Consider the following 18,056-nt stretch of genomic DNA (forward strand, 5'->3'; position numbering starts at 1 on the left):
TATTTAGACTTTTTAAAGGCAGGAAGCTCTGATTATCCAATTGAAGTGCTGAAACATGCAGGTGTAGATATGACATCACCTGAACCAATTAAAGCAGCTCTTTCACTTTTTGAAGAAACGCTAGATGAAATGGAAGCCCTTTTACTTTTAGAGGGATAACGTCGAACATTTTGCTTTGTTGAATATTAAAAGCATCCCCTCTTTTTGGCAATGAAATGTTCCAGGTGCAAAAAGGGGGGATGCTTAATTTGATCTACTATGATACGAATGAAAGGAGATTAAAACGCTGAGAGATTTGTGGAATCGATACAACGACTGTAAAAGAATCGATCCATCTTTGTATACAGCATAATAGGGAGCCGTGTATGTACCGTCTACATTACTACAAATTCGTTCAAAATCATTTCGTACATCGACAACAATTGGTTCATGATTAGAGGCAGGGATTAGCAAATTCGTCTCTAAGTTTAAGTCCTTTAAATGAAGAGGGGGTGTGAGCGAGAAAGCATCTACAGTTCGTCATCTTTTCCTCAAGAATTGGTAGGTTACGACCGGAATCCTTTAAAGCGATTTCGTTGATTAAAAAGATGAAGCGAAACCACAATGGAAAGAAATAAACATGGGCCAGCAATCAACATAGGAAATAAATTCATTAACGAGAATGTGAAAAAAAGAAAGCTTAACAGGGTACATAACAGACCGCCGACAAAAAGGAAACGGTTCATTTGGATACCTCCTGCTACAATAGATTCATTACTAGGTAGTCTATGCAGGAAAGTGGACAAATAGTTTATGTCCATTCTCTGAACAAATGAAAGCTACCATTGTCATTTTACGAATAGCCTGATACATTATTAATGTGAAATAAATCACATTCTCTCCCCCAGAGATAAATAAAGAGGGCCTTCCGAATCTGGGGGCCCTTTTTAACAAAGATGAAAAAATGTTTTGTCTAGCTTCAAGTCGCTTTCATCCCTCCAACAAAAAACGTTTCTGAATTAGTGTTTCTAGCACGATGAAGGAAGGAAGCGCCAAAAGTTTCCGTACTTTACTGGGACTAACTCCACTTTCTGCTGAAGCAGCAGCTTTTTTAACTGTTTTTCCGCTTCCTCTACAGTCCAATCAAAGACAGAAGCTACTTCGATTGATGCTACAAATTGGTAACGAGCTAAAAACTCCTCTAATGATATTTTTTCTGCTCGCTTCGGTTTAAAGCCAAGCATTTCTTCCATTATCTGCACATAAATGTGATAAGGGTATAATCCCGTGACTTTAAGACCTTCTTCCTCTACATTGTCATTAAAAAAGACAAAGGTTGGCACTGTGTCAACATCCATTTCGTTTGTCATTCTCATATCACATTGTAGAGCTTTTGCTGCAGCTTGAGAATAGAGGTCTTCACGAAATTCTTTCAAATCTAGGTCAACATTCTCTGCGCAACGAATAAGCACTTCATCCTTTGTAATATCCTGTTTTTCTAAGAAAAGATACTCGCGTAATTTACGTAAAAAACGAGAGCCTGCTTGCGGTCCTTGAAGCTCCGCAGCTTTTATTCCTAATGCCGCTCGATAAGGTGAGGAAATGGGCTCTTCAAGCCATAAATCACCGTCACATGACATTCCAGTACGAGCTGCAGTTTTTTCCCATACTGCCGCAAGAACTTTTTTCGAAGCTAAGCCTTTATATTTTTCTTGACAGAGGTTCCATGCCTCTAATTTCCCGGCGACAAAGACACGAATCCGAAAATAGTCTCCATATTCAACCTGTAGCTTCCTTAAAATCGGTTCAAATGCCCAGCACTCTGGACAAAGGGGATCGATAAATGTATAAATTTCAAGCGGCTTATTTTGCTTGTGTTGAGCTGATGTATCAGGATCTGGACCACATATGCCAAGTTCTTGGTTACAGTACACTTGCTTATCGCTGTATGTCATGGCCAAGACTCCTTTCTACTTATGTTAATCTGGATGATTGACCATATGATGAGCAGTCATCGTCAAACGTGCCAAGATATGCTCGCGAACAGCGTTCTCAAGGCCAATTTCATCCATTGCCTCTTTCATACAAGCTAGCCAAGCGCTTGCCCGTGTTGGGGTGATTTTAAAAGGCATGTGACGGGCACGAAGCATAGGATGTCCATGTTCCTCTGTATAAAGCTGCGGACCACCTAAAAATTGGGTGAGAAATTGTTTTTGTTTTCGCGTTGTTTCCGTTAAATCATTTGGAAAAATCGGGATTAAGTCCGGATGTTTTGCAACTCGCCGATAAAATGCATCTACGAGCTCAGAGAGTTGTTCAGCACCCCCGATTGCTTCATATGGTGTTTGATGCATGTTTGTCATAGAAATCTCCCTTACTTCTGAGGTATGTTCCTATTGTAGCAAGGGACAGGGGCTTCGGCAAATCATCTGTTTTATAGCAATTGTACTTTTAAATTATAGCTGATTGTGTAGAGTTGTCAAAAAGTGTGTACGAAAAAGAAAATGGAAGATCTAAGTATCATAAAACGGTTGCTTCGTGAAGTTATGTTTGGCCTTTTTCTTCATTGCCCTTTTTTGATACGATAAGGGGAGAGGAGGGGCATGGATGGAAAGGATTAATAAAAGTGTATGTCCCCATAATTGTCCTGATACATGCGGTTTAATGGTAACGGTGGAAGATCAAAAGCTAAAACGGCTTACTGGGGACAAGCAGCACCCCGTGACGAAAGGTGTCATCTGTGAAAAAATAAGAAATGGTTATATCGAAAAAATATATGGGAAGGACCGTTTGCTTCGACCGCTAAAGCGTAAAGGAAAGAAAGGATCTGGGGATTTTCAAGAGATCTCATGGGATGAGGCAATTGACGAAATTGTGGCGACCTATCAGCGGATACTTGAACAGCATGGAAGCAGGTCCATCTTACCGTATAGCTATAGTGGGACGATCGGGGTCATTCAGAATGGAAGCATGGATCGGCGTTTCTTTAACCGTCTTGGCTCGGCTGTTCTAGACCGAACGATTTGTTCGGCTGCTGGTAATGCAGCTTTTGTTTATACAATGGGGGCACAGGTAGGCGTCAATCCAGAAGAAACGGTAGAGGCGAAACTGATTATCGTTTGGGGAGGAAACATTGTTCTTTCAAATATGCATCAATGGCTTTATATTCGTGAAGCAAAAAAACGGGGAGCTTTTGTTATTGTCGTTGATGTTGAGGAAAATGAAACAGCGAGACAGGCTGATTGGTTTATTCAAATTAAACCTGGAACAGATGCGGCACTCGCCTTAGGGATCATGAACATCCTCGTTAAAAATAAATGGTATGATTCGTCTTTTTTGAAGAAACATACAACGGGTGTGGAAGAGCTGTTCGATCATGTGAAGGATTACGAAGTAGAACGTGTCGCTGCAATAACTGGAGTAAAGCCAATGGATATCATCAAGCTTGCGAATAGGTATGGAGCTGAGTCTCGATCCTTTATCCGGATTGGAAATGGCCAGCAGCATCACCGGTGCGGTGGGATGAGTACCCGGGCGATTTTATGTTTGCCTGCACTTGTGGGTGCTTGGCAATATCGAGGCTGTGGAGCACTATTTTTTAATTTGAAACAGGGGGAGCTTTTCTCAGACATATTACAACGTACGGATCTAAGGAAAGAAAAAGCTCGTGTTGTAAATATGAATCAAATAGGTGAGGCATTACTGAACAAAGAGCAACCGATTTACAGTTTGTTTGTGTACAATAGTAACCCTGCAGCTGTGGCTCAGGGCCAAACAAAACTTTTAGAAGGACTGATGCGTGAAGATCTCTTTACGGTTGTTCATGACCAACGTCTCACAGATACAGCACGGTTTGCAGACCTTGTTTTGCCTGCGACGACTGCCTTTGAACACGGAGATCTTTATCGCTCATACTGGCACCGTTATTGGCAAATGTCGAAGCCTGTGATATCGCCAATTGGAGAAAGCAAATCAAACACAGATTTATTTCGCCTCCTTGCCAAAGCGTTCGGCTTTACCGATCCTTGTTTTCAAGAAGAGGATGAGGCATTAATGCAGCAGGCACTTTTCGGCGAGCTTCCCATCAATGCAGTCATTTGGGATACATTCAAATCAGGGAAACCTGTGAAATTCGAAGCGAAGGCTTCTCTGTCTGAAATGGAGCCATGGGTAGACGGGAAATATGAAACCCCCTCACAAAAAATTGAATTGTACTCAGAGAAAATGAAGCAAGAGGGACTGTTTCCGTTACCTCTATACGAAGAGGAAAAGGGGAGCAAGCATCGATTTTCTCTCATCACGCCTCCTCACCGCCTTGGCCTTAACTCCCAATTTATTGATAAGACAAAGGAGGAGCCCCGTCTTGAAATCCATGTGGATGATGCAGCTTTCTTTAACATTCAAGACGGCAATTGGATACGTATTTGGAATGAAAATGGAGAAGTGAAGTGCCGTGCCACTGTAAGCACACGAACCCAGCAAGGCGTATTAATTGGCCGTGGAGTATGGTGGCACCGTAACTTTCAAGGTAAGGGTAATTTTAACCGACTTACATCTTCTCAATTGTCAGATATGGGCGGTGGAGCAACCTTTTTTTCAACGACTGTTTCTGTTGAAAAAATCTAGTCATCCAATAAGGTGAAAAAGAAAACAGGCTGACATTCAGCCTGTTTGAATTATGCGTTCATATAGGTTTGATAAACCTTCGGTACGTAATTTTGAGTCTCTTTAAATGGCGGAATCCCACCGTAGCGATCGACGTTTCCAGGTCCCGCATTGTAAGCTGCAAGGGCAAGGCGAACATCTCCATCATAGCGGTCGAGCATTTGACGGATATATTTTGTGCCACCGTTAATGTTTTGCTGCGGGTCCAGGATATTTTGGACACCTAGCATTCGCGCTGTGCCCGGCATAAGCTGCATTAATCCAGTTGCCCCAGCATGGCTTTTAGCCGCAGGATTAAAATTTGATTCATGTTTGATGATCGCATAAATTAATTTTGGATCCACATTGTATTTTTTCGCAGCAGCTTGGATGAACGGCTGAAAGCGTTGTTCCCTGTCTGTTAGAGAATTGTTCCACGCTTGTCCAGGCAATGGTAGGCCACTAGCTACTGGCTGACTGATTGACCCCATCGAAGAGTTCATTGCTTGAAATGCTTCGACCCTTTGACGCAAAGCTGGATCTAAAAATAAATCCATCTGGCGGTCAGGCTCTGAAGCTGGCATTTGTAAAAAACTCATTTGTTCCATCAAAAAAGACGAAAAAAGTGATTGAAATAGATTTGTTTGTGCAGTAGACGAAGTTTGCATCATTTGAAAAGGGCTCATCTGCTCATACGTCAACGGTTGAAACATTGATAGTTTCATGATTACACCTCTGCCTAATCATAATACTCTTATCATATCATAGGGATAAATAAGTGAACAATCCTTCTTCTATCCCTCTTTATTATGAATCGACATCTTTCTAGCAAAAAAACGGCGAATTTTGTTTTCGGTTGGAATTTTTGCGATGTTATGAGCGTCTAAAAAGGAAGAAAAGCTTTTGTTGGCGTGCTCCTGATTGTTACCTTCAAATTCGATTTCATAATCAACGACATCAAAGTAGAAACTCTTATCAAGGCACAGAATTCCTCCTTCATAGGCTTGCTCTGCTCGTTCTGTTGATAAGGTTCCTAACAGTTCTAGTGCTGTCGTGTCAATGCCAAGCTTATGTAATTGCTTTTTCACATCCCCATCAGGAAGAGTTCCTGATGTTTTTACCGTTATTACTTCCTCCTTTGAAAGGGCTTGGTGCGTTTCAAGAAGTCCTTCTTTATGCGGTTCCTTTAAGGTTAAGGTATGCTTGCCGTTTTTTTCACGAATTCTAAGTGCAGCTCCACAGCTTCTTAATTGTCCATCGGTGGTTTCGAAATAATGATTATGCTGGAGTACAAAATCGTGATCTTGAAGGCCAAGTGTTGAGAGAAGTCTTTCAAACGTTTCTTTTGTAACAAGTGTTTTTCGTTCAATTTCAATTTCTTGGTTCACCTTTACTCACATCCTTAAATGGAAATCTTCACGCCATTATCCCATAGGGATCCGAATGTCTCAATAGGGAACAGTTCTTGCTCATTTAAAAATATGATAAACTAAAAATGCAGTAGTTTGTTAGGAAGCTTGGAGGGATTTTTCAGCATGAAAAAATGGCATATTAAACGCTTGGAGATAACAGAAGGAAAAGCAGTTGGTGCATTAAAAGAAACGCTTTCTTCTGAACTGATTGAACAGGTACAGCCAGCAAAACGAATGTTGGTCGATTCAGACGAACTGGCATTCATCTATGTAGTGGAGGACGAACAATCGTATTATTATGTAAGTTTTCCAAAAGAAACGTGGCCTGTGTTACGCCAAGCACTTGAGCAACGGTTTGACATCTTTGTATCACTTCAAGAAAATAAAATTATCAATTGTGAGCAAATGCTTGATGAGCTTTCTTATTTGCTTTCGAATATTGATGGGAATGGTAATTACGGCGAAGAGTTAGAAGCAGCAGTTAGTGATGTTTTCCGATAAGAAAGAAATCGGGGTGGTGGTTCCGTGAAAAATTGGGATATCTTTTTAACACCGTATAAGCAAGCAGTTGAAGAGTTAAAGATTAAGCTGAAAGGGATTCGTGAGCAGTATCAAAAATCGTCAAAGCACACACCAATCGAATTTGTAACGGGACGTGTTAAGCCGATTTCGAGCATTCTCGATAAAGCGAAGCGAAAAAACATCCCTCTCGATCGTCTTGAGGAAGAGATGCAAGACTTAGCAGGGTTGCGAATTGTCACACAGTTTGTCGAGGATATTGAAACAGTGGTTGAAATTATCCGCTCTCGAAATGATTTTGTCATTGTGGAGGAGCGAGACTATATCATCGAAAAAAAACCGAGTGGATATCGCTCCTATCACATTGTGCTCCAATATCCAGTACAGACGATTGAAGGGGAAAAGCAAATTCTCGTTGAATTGCAAATTCGGACATTAGCGATGAACTTTTGGGCAATCATTGAACACTCGTTAAATTATAAGTATAGCGGTGAAATACCTGATTACATAAAAATGCGTTTGCAGCGAGCTGCGGAAGCCGCATTTCGCCTTGATGAAGAAATGTCGCTCATACGTGATGAAGTTCGAGAAGCTCAGCAGATTATTACACGCAAGCAAGAGCAGGGACGAAAGTTTTAGAGAAAAAGGAAGGTTTAGGTGGATAGGGATGAAATTTGTCGTCACATCTCGTGGAGATGAAACATCAAACAAATTGCAGCAGCGAATCAAACGTTACTTGTTAGATTTTGGCCTAACTTTTGATTTTGAAGAGCCGGACATCGTCATAACGGTTGGAGGAGATGGGACTCTTCTTCATGCGTTCCATCGTTATAATCACCGCCTTGAGGAAACAGCGTTTGTTGGCATTCATACAGGGCATCTAGGCTTTTATGCAGATTGGGTTCCTGACGAAGTAGAAAAGCTTGTAACACATATTGCGAAAACACCTTACCAAATTGTTGAATACCCTTTGCTTGAGGTGGTTATTCGTCATGCAGATGAGAGCAAATCTGAACGACATTTAGCCCTAAATGAATGCACCGTGAAAAGCTTGGAAGGCTCGCTTGTTAGCAATGTGGAAATTAAAGGAGATGTGTTTGAGGTCTTTCGTGGTGATGGCTTATGTATTTCAACCCCTTCAGGAAGTACCGCGTACAACAAAGCATTAGGTGGAGCGATTTTGCATCCATCGCTTGCGTCGATTCAAATCGCTGAAATGGCGTCTATTAACAATCGTGTCTATCGGACAATTGGATCACCGCTTGTTCTCCCACAACACCATACCTGTCTGTTAAAGCCACAAAACAAAGTGGATTTGCAAGTAACGATTGACCACTTTACCTTAACCGACAAGCAGATTAAATCGATTCAATGTCGTGTCGCAGAAGAAAAAATACGCTTCGCAAGGTTTCGACCCTTTCCGTTTTGGAAGCGTGTAAAGGACTCGTTTATCGGTGGATAATCATGTGAACATTCAATGGACGGTTGACGAAAAATGGGATGGAGAATTGCTCCGCACTTTTTTGCGGGAAGGAAAGCTGCTTTCAAAGCGAGCACTTGCAGATGTGAAGTATCGGGGAGGAAAGCTATTATTAAATGAGGAATTAGTTACAGTGCGTAAAACCGTTGCGGCAGGTGACACTGTTTCCATCCATTTTCCTCCTGAACAGCCAAGCCCGTCCCTTATTGCAGAAGAAGGAGAGCTTGCCATCGCATATGAGGATTCTCACTTTCTTGTCATTAATAAGGAGCCGGGCATGGCAACGATTCCTTCTCGCGATCACCCTTCAGGGACATTGGCAAACCTTGTGTTAGGCTATTACCTGAAAAAAGGGATACGGGCGACCTTTCATGCGGTCAACCGGCTCGATAAGGACACATCCGGATTACTGCTTGTTGCAAAGCACCGGTTTGCCCATGATCTGATGTCAAAATTGCAACAAGCAGGGAAGCTTGAGCGTCGTTACCTTGCAGTGGTTGAAGGAAGGCTAGAGGGAGAAGGGGGCACCATTGATGCTCCGATCGGCAGGAAAGAGGAAAGCTTAATCGAACGAGAGGTTCGCCCTGATGGACAGCAAGCTGTCACCCATTATGAAATTGAGAAGGCTTTTAAAGCAGGGACCATCGTACGGGTGAAGCTTGAAACGGGTCGAACGCATCAAATTCGTGTGCATTTTTCCTCAATCGGTCATCCGTTAGTGGGGGATGATTTGTACGGAGCGTCACTTTTATTATTATCTAGACAAGCGTTACATAGTTATTCCTTAAGCTTCTATCACCCGTTTTTAGAAAAAAACCTACAGTTCCAATCGACAATTCCCTGTGACATTCAGGCTGTGATAGAAGCTTTAGACGAATAAAAAAATCAGGCGTTAAGCCTGATTTTACTCTTCTGTTACTCTTTTAATTGCATAGCGGGTAACTTCTTCATCTTCCTCGTTAAATATGACCACTTCAACTGCTTCACTAAGCTCTTCAAGCGCAATGGGGGAGCTCATTTCAAACGATTCTGCAAGGAAGTAACCACTATGACCATTTACGCGAAAAAGCTGTGGTTCTCCATGGGAATCAGTAAATACAATGACGCCATTTTCGCTGATTTGGTTTGCAAGCCCCTCATGAGTAATTTCAAATTGGGCGTAAAGATCACCTGATGGAAGGGCTGAATGATTGGCAATTCGTGCATAGACGGTTAACATTCCACGTTCCTCATCAACGCCAAGGTAGCTTTCTTCAAGGTCTCCTTCAATTTCTGGTTGTGGACCACAGCCTGTGAGGAAAAGCCCAACCAAAAAAAGCAGTACTGTCCATTGTCTTTTCATCATCATCACCTAGTATGGTATTATGACGAATTTTATCTTTAGGATCAACAGCTTACGAATCAAAGTTGCGAAATTTCTCTGACACATATGGAAGACTTGACGGGATGGATAATGTCGTAAGCTCCGGATAACGTAAGCCTGTTAGCTTCCCACCGAACACACAGCCTGTATCAATATTAACTGTACGGTTTTTAAAGCGTGGTTCAAAAACAGGCGTATGACCATATACAATCCATGGCTGTCCTTTATACGATGCAGCCCAGTCTCGGCGAACAGGCGTCCCATCAGGATTTGTTTCACCAGTGATATCGCCGTATAAGACAAAGGTTTTAACTCGCTTGTTCCTCTGACCAATGTCGGCTTCAAGAATACCAGCGTGGGCGATCACAAGTTTACAATTGTCTAAAAGGTGGTATAGAGGCGCAGATTCATATAAATCGATAAACCGCTGACTCACTTCCTTACGAGCAGATGGGGTGAGATCGTTTAATTCGGCTACCGTTGTTTCCAATCCATGCTGAATTTGAACATTTCGGCCGATTAAATAGCGATAGAGCTTATTGCAGTGGTTACCTGGTACATAATAAGCAAGTTGAGCGTTAACATGGCTTACCACAAAGCGAATGACCTCAAGAGATTGAGGGCCACGGTCGGTTAAATCACCGACAAAGGCTAGTTTTCTTCCGTGCGGATGAATGAAAAGGTCGCCTTTTGATTCGTAGCCAAGCTCATTGATTAGAGCTAGTAGTTCCTGATAACAACCATGAATATCCCCAATAATGTCAAGTTCCATTCTTTTATCACTCCAAATCGATAAGCCATAATCGACATCATAAAAATGGTCGATTCCTTATAATTCTAAAAGTAAGAAGAGCGTTTGTCGATCTAAGGGCATTCTGAGGAAAAACAAATTGACACGTAAGTGGTCCTTTCTTTAAGATGGAAAAGTCTTTATTAGAATTCATTAAAGGTGTGAGTACATTTGATGCAGCAACCAATTACTGACCCAGTGCTAATTTTCGCAATTGCAATGGTTATTTTTTTAGTGGCCCCGCTACTGATGACACAGCTTAGAATTCCAGGGATTATTGGATTGATTTTTGCTGGTGTGATTGTAGGTCCAAATGGGCTGAATCTTATAGACAGAGATCCAACCATTGTATTACTTGGTACAGTCGGGTTGCTTTACATTATTTTCATTGCCGGGTTGGAAATTGATCTTGAAGGATTTAAAAAATATCGGCAACGAAGCATTGTTTTTGGTACACTCTCGTTTACGTTACCATTTACGTTTGGATTTACCTTTTCATATTTATTAGGGTTTAGTCTTGCGGCTGCAATCCTTCTAGGATCGATACTCGGATCACACACATTATTAGCTTATCCGATTGCAAGTCGTTTAGGCGTTGCAAAAAATAAAGCAGTAACGACAGTTGTAGGTGGCTCAATGATTACGGATACTGTCGCGTTGTTGATCCTTGCCGTTGTGGCGGGTTCAATGCAAGGCGAACTGTCGCTTAGCTTTTGGGTTTCATTGCTTGCTTCGTTAATTGTCTATGTAGCTGCCGTTTTAATTTTGATTCCTATTTTGGCAAAATCCTTTTTCCGCACCATGAGTAGCGAAGGTGCACTCGAATTTATTTTTGTGATGACCATGCTTTTTTTATCCGCTTATTTTGCAACCGTAGCAGGTTTGGAACCGATTATTGGGGCGTTCATTGCTGGGCTTGCACTTAATCGTTTTATTTTAGAACAAAGTCCGTTAATGAATCGGATCAAGTTTGTAGGGAATGCGATTTTTATTCCGTTTTTCCTCCTTTCTGTCGGAATGCTTATGGATGTTAAGGTTCTCTTGAGCAATCCATCTGCGTGGCTTTTAGCCATTCTTGTTGTAGCCTTTGTTCAAATAGGTAAATTCCTTGCTGCCTGGATTAGTGGGAAAATTTACAGTTATTCCATTGAAGAAGTAAAGCTTATGTTTGGCTTATCGGTTCCGCAAGCAGCTGGAACATTAGCTGCAACCCTTGTTGGGTTTGAATTAGGGCTGTTTGACCAAGCAGTCGTGAATGCAATGATTGTTAAAATCTTAATTACCTGTATTGTTGGTCCGTATATGGTTGAAAAATATGCACGTAGAATTGCTTTTAATGAAGAACAACAGCCATATGAATCAACGAATGCACCTGAACGGGTGATGGTGCCCCTTGCTAATCCGAATACAATGGAATCTCTTCTCGACTTAGCTTTTATTATAAGAGGGAATTCTTTAGAGCCCCTTTACCCTTTAACCGTTGCACAAGGAGAGAAAGGAAGTGCCGCGTCAGAGTTGGCGAAAGCTGAGAAAGTACTGGGGCATGCGGTTACTTACGCAGCAGGTGCAGAGGTACCGATTCAAATGCTCACTCGTGTCGATACAAATATTACCTCAGGTGTCATTCGAGCAATCGAAGAAACACGCATCACAACAGTTGTGATTGGCTGGAATGGAAAGCTGTCAACACCGCAACGAATGTTTGGGGGAGTTCTTGACCAAATGTTAGAGCGGACCAATCAAATGGTTCTCGTTTCAAAGCTGGGACATCCACTGAATACGACAAATCGGATCGTCGTTATATTGCCTTCAGGTGTCCGTCGTAAGAAAGGTTTTTATCGAGCGATGCAAACCGCAAAGCTCCTTGCTGCGAAATTGGGTGCAACGCTTCTCTGTCTTGTAGTGAAAGATGACCTTGAAAAGTATGAAAAAACAATCAATGAAATAAAACCTGATGTCACATTCTCTGTTACCGGAGTATCTTCATGGAATGAGTTGCATCAGCAATGCTTGCCAACTTTGCGCAAGGACGACCTTGTTATTGTTATTAGTGCAAGACGAGGAACGTTAGCATGGCACCCTCAGCTTGAACAGTTGCCTCGAGTATTGGCCGTGGCTACACCAGAAAGCTTTATTATGCTGTACCCACCAGAACCAGATGCAGTGGATTCTCGTGGGAGTCGTGGTACCGATATTCCGAGGATGCTGTCGAAACGAACGTATGAAAATTAAAAGGCTTGAAGAAGGTTGCGCTTTTATGTGCTGCCTTCTTATTTTTAGGAAGGCAATAAATGAAACAAAAAATGGAAAGGATAACAAAAAGAAAGAGGTGAATGAAAAATGGAACCTACTGTCGTTTGCCCGAAATGCAAGGATGAACAACCGATTAAAAATTTGTTAACAGCCCAATCCAATCAAAATGTCATCTATGAATGTAGGCGTTGTGGTTTTTTAATGAGAAATATTATAACAAAAAAAGGGTAGCTCCAATCAATCTGGAATATATGTTATAGAAAGATCATTTCTAAGCTTGAAAAATGAAACAAGCCAGGCGTTGGATGATGGCTTTAAAAGAAGGGTAAGACATGTTATAATTATTAGTACCAAGTATTAATAACAACTATCATGTTATGGAGGGGAATTGATGATTCAATTATCTTTAGCAGAGCGCACCTATGTTGTCATGGGGGTTGCCAATAAACGAAGCATCGCTTGGGGAATTGCTCAATCACTTGCGAATGCTGGTGCTCGTCTTATTTTTACATATGCAGGAGAACGTTTAGAGAAAAACGTTCGTGATCTTATGGGGACGCTTGAGCGAGACGACCATTTAGTCTTACCTTGTGACGTAACAAGCGATGAAGACATTGATAAAGCGTTTCAGCAAATCAAAGATGAGGTAGGAACGATTCATGGGCTTGCCCATTGTATTGCATTTGCCAATAAGGAAGAACTCGAAGGGGAGTATTTGAACACAACCCGTGACGGCTTTTTGTTAGCCCACAATATTAGTGCCTACTCATTAACCGCTGTAGCGAAAGCGGCGCGTCCTTTAATGACAGATGGCGGAAGCATTGTCACCTTAACCTATCTTGGTGGTGAAAAAGTTGTTCGTAACTACAATGTCATGGGTGTGGCAAAAGCGTCCCTTGATGCCAGTGTGAAATATTTGGCGAACGACCTTGGCAAAGAAAACATACGTGTAAACGCAATTTCGGCTGGGCCGATTCGAACGCTGGCGGCAAAAGGCATTGGTGGATTTAATGATGTTCTGAAAGAAATTGAAGAACGAGCTCCATTGCGTCGTACCACGACACAAGAAGAGGTAGGGGACACTGCACTCTTTTTAATGAGTGACCTTTCTCGTGGAATCACAGGAGAAATTCTTCATGTCGATAGTGGTTATAACATCTTGTCATTGTCATAAAAAGTTGCCCGCTCATCTTTAATGGATGTGCGGGCTTTTTAGTGATTGGACAAGGGAGTCTTGGAATCAGCTCTCTCCCCATTCAAGATAAAATTGGTCAAGAAACTGTTCCATAAAACGATGGCGTTCCTGAGCCAGTCTTTTTCCTTCATCTGTATTCATTAGATCTTTGAGCTTTAATAATTTTTCATAAAAATGGTGGATAGCAGAGGAACGCCCTTTTCGATACTCTTCCACACTCATGTTGTCGCGAACTGGCAGCATGGGATCATATATTGGCTGACCTTTGCTTCCAGCATAGGTAAAGGTTCGGGCAATTCCAATCGCTCCAATTGCGTCAAGTCGATCGGCATCTTGTACAACCATTGCTTCCTTTGTTTTGAGAGGGACACCATTGCCGCCTTTGAACGAGATCATCTGAATGATTTCCATAATATGTTTGATGTCTTTTTCGTTTACATCATAATCCTTTAACCATGTGACGATGGACTGAAGCCCTTCTTGTTCATTTTCCACAACCTTGTCATCAGCCAAGTCGTGAAAGAGGGATGCCAATGCGACAATAAAATCGTCAGCGTCTTCTTTTTCGGCGATGGCTTGAGCTGTGTATGTGACCCGTTCAATATGATACCAATCATGGCCAGAGCCTTCATGAAGAAGCTGGTCTTTCACCCATTCTTTGGCATCCTCTATGATGGATTGTTGATTTTTCATCGTTTTCCTCCGTTCATAACCGGTGTTTCTTCATTGCTTCGTACTCCACGGTTCATTTCTCTCGTAAAGCGAGACCGCTGCGCCCTTTTTCCTCGCCGCATCATTGGGATCGAAATATAAAGCTGTTTTCGGGCTCGGGTGATGGCGACATACATGAGCCTCCGTTCTTCTTCGATGGCTTGGTCATCCCCCTCCCGCCAAGCGTCAAGGGCAAAGTCATGGGGGAGGTTCCCTTCGTTTGCACCGAGAATGAACACCTCGTTAAATTCTAACCCTTTTGCGCGATGGATCGTCATAAGCTGAATCGCATTTGAACTCTGCTTTGACTTTTTTATTTCCTCCTGTTTTGCAATCATATGGTCAGCATGAGCGAGGAGAGAAGGGATGGAATCGTGATACTGGGCTGCTACTTTTAAATCACGAATATCGTCTGAGCCTCGGTCCATCACATTTCCTTCATTGCCACGTTTCTTTAAATAATCAGAGAGCCCCATTTCTTTTTCGATAAGACTGATCGCCTCAAGAGGTGCAAGCTTTTGCAACCGCTGAAATAAAGGAACGATTATTTTTAATTTTTTCGCTTGAAACGGATGAATCCCTTCAAGCATCGTTAATGATTGAACTAAGGAGCAGTCCTCCGTAATGCTTAAGGCTTTTAGTTGCTGCAAAGCAGACTGCTTTATAAAGAGAGCCGCCAAAAGCTCGGTCATTGCCTCCACATCATCGCCATTTTGACTCAAACGCAGATAAGCTAACACCTTACGAACAGCTTTCCGCCGATAAAATGAATCACCTTCGTTCTCAAGTTGAAAGGGGAGATTCGAGGAAACGATTCGTTCAAACAATGCCCGTGCACTGACATTCGTGCGGTAGAGGACGGCGAAATCTCCTGGTGAAGCTCCTGCTTCAATTTTTTTCTTTATCTCCATGACGATCATCGTCGCTTCCTCCTCTTCATCATAAGGATAAAAAAAGAGGGGCTTTTCAGGGTGATCGTGTTGGGCAACAAGCTTTTTCGACAAACGTTTTCGGTTATGCTTAATGACATTGTTTGCCGTACTAACAATTGGATGGGTCGAGCGATAATTTTCAGCTATAATAATTTTTTTCGTCAACGGGTAATCCTGCTCAAAGCGCTGAATAAAGCCAGGATCACTTCCGCGAAATCCATAGATGGATTGGTCATCGTCGCCAACGACACAAAGATTCCCTGCTTTTTGTGCGAGCAGTTGAACCAAAGCATACTGGACTTTATTAATATCCTGAAATTCATCAATCGATATATATTCAAAGCGATCCTGATAGCGAGCGAGTAAATCGGGTGAAGACGAAAGCAGCTGATAGCAGCCAATGAGCATGTCATCAAAGTCAAAGGTCCCCAGCTTGTCCCGAATGGACTCGTAGCCTTTATATAAAACTAACACTTGTTCCTCCCACTTATCCTTTGGCTTTACTTCGTGGGGGGCGAGCAGATGGTTTTTCCACCAGCTAATTTGTGTAAGGGCTTGGTCAAAAGCAAATTCTTTTTCGTCCAAATCCAACTCACGTCCAACCTCTTTGACCATTTGCTCACGCTGCCAATCCCATTTTAACAAGCGTTCACTTGCCCAGCGAGCTGGCTCGGCATGGAGTAGAATTTTATAGAAAATGCTATGAAAGGTTCCAATGACAAGCCGACCATGATCGCTTGATGATATCCCTGGATAGTGCTTCATCCGCTCCTGCATTTCTCGGGCAGCTTTTGCTGTAAAGGTAACGAGCAATATTTTTGTGGCCGGAATCCCTTGTTCAGTCATCATATACGCAGCACGAGCGGTCAAGACACGAGTTTTTCCACTGCCAGCACCGGCTAGGAGCAAAAGTGGGCCTTCGCTCGTTGTGACAGCTTGCCATTGCGTTTCATCAAGAAGGATTCCCTCATGCTCAAGATCTTTTCGATAAGCTGAGGGGATCGTTGGGGCAGCTGTATGTTTTTTTGTAAAGGGAGGAATCGCTTCAACCTGTTCAGGCCGCTTCCAGCTGGTTTCCCGTTTCACCGATGTTTCATCCTTTGTAATGGTTCGCCGCATTGGAAGCGTGAATCCTGCTGCTATTGGTTGTTTTACAGGTGTTACCTGCTCCGATTGTTTCTCTAATACGCTTTGCTGATACGCCACCACAACCGATTCACAGTCGAAATCTGAAGCTGGGTGGACAAAAACGGGAGGTTCATGAATCGAAAATTGCATGCGTAAGGCTTCTCCGCAGTGCATACAATGGAGCTGCTGCTGAACACTAGCAACATATAGCTTTTGCCAATCCTGACGCTCACAATTTTGTAAATCAACTAATTTCTCGCGATGTTTTGCAATATGCATAACTTTCTCCACCTGTCCAAAATGTCTTTTTCTATCGTAGCAGATTTTTATAACAAGGTGGCATTTTTTCATTTGTTTTTTCGATGAGAAAGTTGGAGGAGATGATAGCATTTTGGCGAAAGAAAAGAGGAATGGGATCGTGCAAGAATAGAACTTTTGCTATTAGGAGAGTGAATGATTGTAATTGTAAAATAAATGAGAAAAGGTGATTGAGAAAATGGAGCTTCAGCATATTGACGGTGAATGCTATTATTTTCACGGCTCAGTGAACATGGGGTATATTACGAACGGAAAACATGGTCTTTTAATTGATGCAGGTTTGGATAAAGGAACGGCAAAAAAAATCATCAAAGCGTTAAAGGAAAAAAACCTGCCATTAACCGATTTATTTATTACCCATGCCCATACCGATCATTTTGGGGGAGCGGCTTATTTACAGGAGCAGCTTCGATTAACAACGTACGCTCCTGAGTTTGAGGAAGCATTATTAAGGAACCCGCGGTTGGAGCCGATTTATTTGTTTCAAGGCAATGAACCGATTCAAGAGCTTCGTTCAAAATTTCTTGAAGGGCCACCGATCGTCGTTGATTACCTGTGCTCAAAGGGAAAGCAAGAAATCCGTTCTTTTGAAGTGCTCCTTCTTCATGTACCAGGCCATAGCTACGGGCAACTGGCCCTTGAGTATAAAGGAATCCTATATGCGGCGGATGCGTATTTTGACCAAACGACTTTAAACAAGCACAACATCCCCTTTATTGTCGACGTAACAAAAACACAGGAAAGCCTGAAAGCACTTGCTGAACGAACAAAAGTTAAAGGCGCTGTACCAGGGCATGGGATTTTTGAAGAAAATTATAAGCAAACGATTCTACAAAACCTTAGGTATCATGAGACGATCATTGATGAGCTTCTCGTTTGGCTGAACGAAAAAGGAGGGTGTGTGAGAATGGATGATGCGATTTCAGGCTTTTGCGAAAAGCGGGGTGTGATGTTAAAAACTATTAGTTCATTTGTTCTTTATCGAACGGCTGTAATGGCTTATGTGAAAGGGCTAGTGGATCAAGGGAAAGCAAAGCTTGAAATGGAAGGGAGTTATTTATTCATTCGAGTCCTTTAAGGCGTGGCTTTGGATGCAGCGATCGGTGGAATCTGTGTGCTATCTGGTAGGTTAAGTAGCCCCTCGATGCTCTAAAATGAAGTGACTGGGCTAGCTGGATTCGAACCAACGCATGACGGAGTCAAAGTCCGTTGCCTTACCGCTTGGCTATAGCCCATTGATGTACAATCATTAGTATGAACACGCGAAAAAATATTATGCGAAAGAAAGAGGAATTTATACGAACATGTCGAAAAAATCAAGGTGGTGCAATA

Annotated in this window: 17 protein-coding genes and 1 tRNA gene; 9 read left to right on the plus strand and 9 right to left on the minus strand. The window is 42.3% G+C overall.

What is annotated here, in order from left to right; translation table 11 throughout:
- Positions 1–159 (plus strand): M3 family metallopeptidase (locus BLT_RS23635; protein WP_152414290.1); only part of this gene is annotated, 159 nt, incomplete at its 5' end.
- A gap of 848 nt (positions 160–1,007) precedes the next feature.
- On the opposite strand, the gene BLT_RS0106235 is transcribed toward BLT_RS23635, so the two are convergent.
- Both BLT_RS0106235 and BLT_RS0106240 read right to left on the minus strand, forming a co-directional pair.
- Positions 1,008–1,934 (minus strand): ClpXP adapter SpxH family protein, encoded by a 927-nt coding sequence (locus BLT_RS0106235; RefSeq protein WP_017726941.1) that lies wholly within the window; start codon positions 1,932–1,934, stop codon positions 1,008–1,010.
- Between the two features lie 24 nt (positions 1,935–1,958).
- Positions 1,959–2,342 (minus strand): globin domain-containing protein, encoded by a 384-nt coding sequence (locus tag BLT_RS0106240; RefSeq protein WP_017726942.1) that lies wholly within the window; start codon positions 2,340–2,342, stop codon positions 1,959–1,961.
- A gap of 244 nt (positions 2,343–2,586) precedes the next feature.
- Here BLT_RS0106240 and BLT_RS0106245 point away from each other — a divergent pair, with 244 nt between their 5' ends.
- Entirely contained in the window at positions 2,587–4,605 is a 2,019-nt protein-coding gene (locus tag BLT_RS0106245) for a molybdopterin-dependent oxidoreductase (RefSeq protein WP_017726943.1), read from the plus strand.
- A gap of 50 nt (positions 4,606–4,655) precedes the next feature.
- Here BLT_RS0106245 and BLT_RS24685 read toward each other — a convergent pair whose 3' ends face one another.
- Both BLT_RS24685 and BLT_RS0106255 read right to left on the minus strand, forming a co-directional pair.
- A complete protein-coding gene (locus BLT_RS24685; RefSeq protein ID WP_017726944.1) occupies positions 4,656–5,348 on the minus strand; it encodes a lytic transglycosylase domain-containing protein in 693 nt (230 codons plus the stop codon).
- Positions 5,349–5,417: 69 nt separating this feature from the next.
- Positions 5,418–6,011 (minus strand): CYTH domain-containing protein, encoded by a 594-nt coding sequence (locus BLT_RS0106255; protein WP_017726945.1) that lies wholly within the window; start codon positions 6,009–6,011, stop codon positions 5,418–5,420.
- 147 nt (positions 6,012–6,158) lie between these two features.
- Between BLT_RS0106255 and BLT_RS0106260 the strand changes: the two genes are divergently transcribed.
- From BLT_RS0106260 to BLT_RS0106275, 4 genes are read left to right on the plus strand one after another with little or no spacing between them, the layout of a single operon-like run.
- Complete coding sequence (locus BLT_RS0106260; protein WP_017726946.1) at positions 6,159–6,536, plus strand: UPF0738 family protein; 378 nt, start codon at positions 6,159–6,161, stop codon at positions 6,534–6,536.
- A gap of 24 nt (positions 6,537–6,560) precedes the next feature.
- Positions 6,561–7,193 carry a GTP pyrophosphokinase gene (locus tag BLT_RS0106265; RefSeq protein ID WP_017726947.1) on the plus strand — a complete coding sequence of 211 codons (633 nt, stop codon included), beginning with the start codon at positions 6,561–6,563 and terminating at the stop codon, positions 7,191–7,193.
- A 28-nt stretch (positions 7,194–7,221) separates the two neighbouring features.
- A complete protein-coding gene (locus tag BLT_RS0106270) occupies positions 7,222–8,016 on the plus strand; it encodes an NAD kinase (RefSeq protein WP_017726948.1) in 795 nt (264 codons plus the stop codon).
- The gene (locus tag BLT_RS0106275; RefSeq protein ID WP_017726949.1) at positions 8,009–8,914 is read left to right on the plus strand and encodes an RluA family pseudouridine synthase; all 906 of its coding nucleotides are present in this window, start codon (positions 8,009–8,011) and stop codon (positions 8,912–8,914) included. The genes BLT_RS0106270 and BLT_RS0106275 overlap by 8 nt, the downstream gene beginning before the upstream one ends.
- 24 nt (positions 8,915–8,938) lie before the next feature.
- Here BLT_RS0106275 and BLT_RS0106280 read toward each other — a convergent pair whose 3' ends face one another.
- Together BLT_RS0106280 and prpE are read right to left on the minus strand one after the other, a co-directional pair.
- Positions 8,939–9,376 (minus strand): hypothetical protein, encoded by a 438-nt coding sequence (locus BLT_RS0106280; protein ID WP_017726950.1) that lies wholly within the window; start codon positions 9,374–9,376, stop codon positions 8,939–8,941.
- A gap of 52 nt (positions 9,377–9,428) precedes the next feature.
- Positions 9,429–10,169: a bis(5'-nucleosyl)-tetraphosphatase PrpE gene (prpE, locus tag BLT_RS0106285; RefSeq protein ID WP_017726951.1), complete on the minus strand. Its 741-nt coding sequence runs from the start codon at positions 10,167–10,169 to the stop codon at positions 9,429–9,431.
- Between the two features lie 192 nt (positions 10,170–10,361).
- On the opposite strand from prpE, the gene BLT_RS0106290 reads away from it, so the two are divergent.
- Together BLT_RS0106290 and fabI are read left to right on the plus strand one after the other, a co-directional pair.
- Positions 10,362–12,419: a cation:proton antiporter gene (locus tag BLT_RS0106290; RefSeq protein ID WP_017726952.1), complete on the plus strand. Its 2,058-nt coding sequence runs from the start codon at positions 10,362–10,364 to the stop codon at positions 12,417–12,419.
- Positions 12,420–12,831: 412 nt separating this feature from the next.
- Positions 12,832–13,614, plus strand: a complete 783-nt coding sequence (gene fabI / locus BLT_RS0106300) for an enoyl-ACP reductase FabI (RefSeq protein WP_017726954.1) — start codon at positions 12,832–12,834, stop codon at positions 13,612–13,614.
- Positions 13,615–13,680: 66 nt separating this feature from the next.
- Here fabI and BLT_RS0106305 read toward each other — a convergent pair whose 3' ends face one another.
- Entirely contained in the window at positions 13,681–14,328 is a 648-nt protein-coding gene (locus BLT_RS0106305; protein WP_017726955.1) for an HD domain-containing protein, read from the minus strand.
- Positions 14,325–16,685, minus strand: coding sequence for an ATP-dependent helicase (locus tag BLT_RS0106310; protein ID WP_017726956.1), 2,361 nt, complete (start codon positions 16,683–16,685; stop codon positions 14,325–14,327). The genes BLT_RS0106305 and BLT_RS0106310 overlap by 4 nt, the downstream gene beginning before the upstream one ends.
- Positions 16,686–16,902: 217 nt before the next feature.
- Here BLT_RS0106310 and BLT_RS0106315 point away from each other — a divergent pair, with 217 nt between their 5' ends.
- The gene (locus BLT_RS0106315) at positions 16,903–17,802 is read left to right on the plus strand and encodes an MBL fold metallo-hydrolase (RefSeq protein ID WP_017726957.1); all 900 of its coding nucleotides are present in this window, start codon (positions 16,903–16,905) and stop codon (positions 17,800–17,802) included.
- 85 nt (positions 17,803–17,887) lie between these two features.
- Here BLT_RS0106315 and BLT_RS0106320 read toward each other — a convergent pair.
- Positions 17,888–17,959 (minus strand) — tRNA-Gln (locus BLT_RS0106320).
- Between the last annotated feature and the right edge of the window lie 97 nt (positions 17,960–18,056).

Origin of the sequence: Halalkalibacterium ligniniphilum, from assembly GCF_000334155.1 — a bacterium.
GTDB lineage: Bacteria > Bacillota > Bacilli > Bacillales > Bacillaceae_D > Halalkalibacterium > Halalkalibacterium ligniniphilum.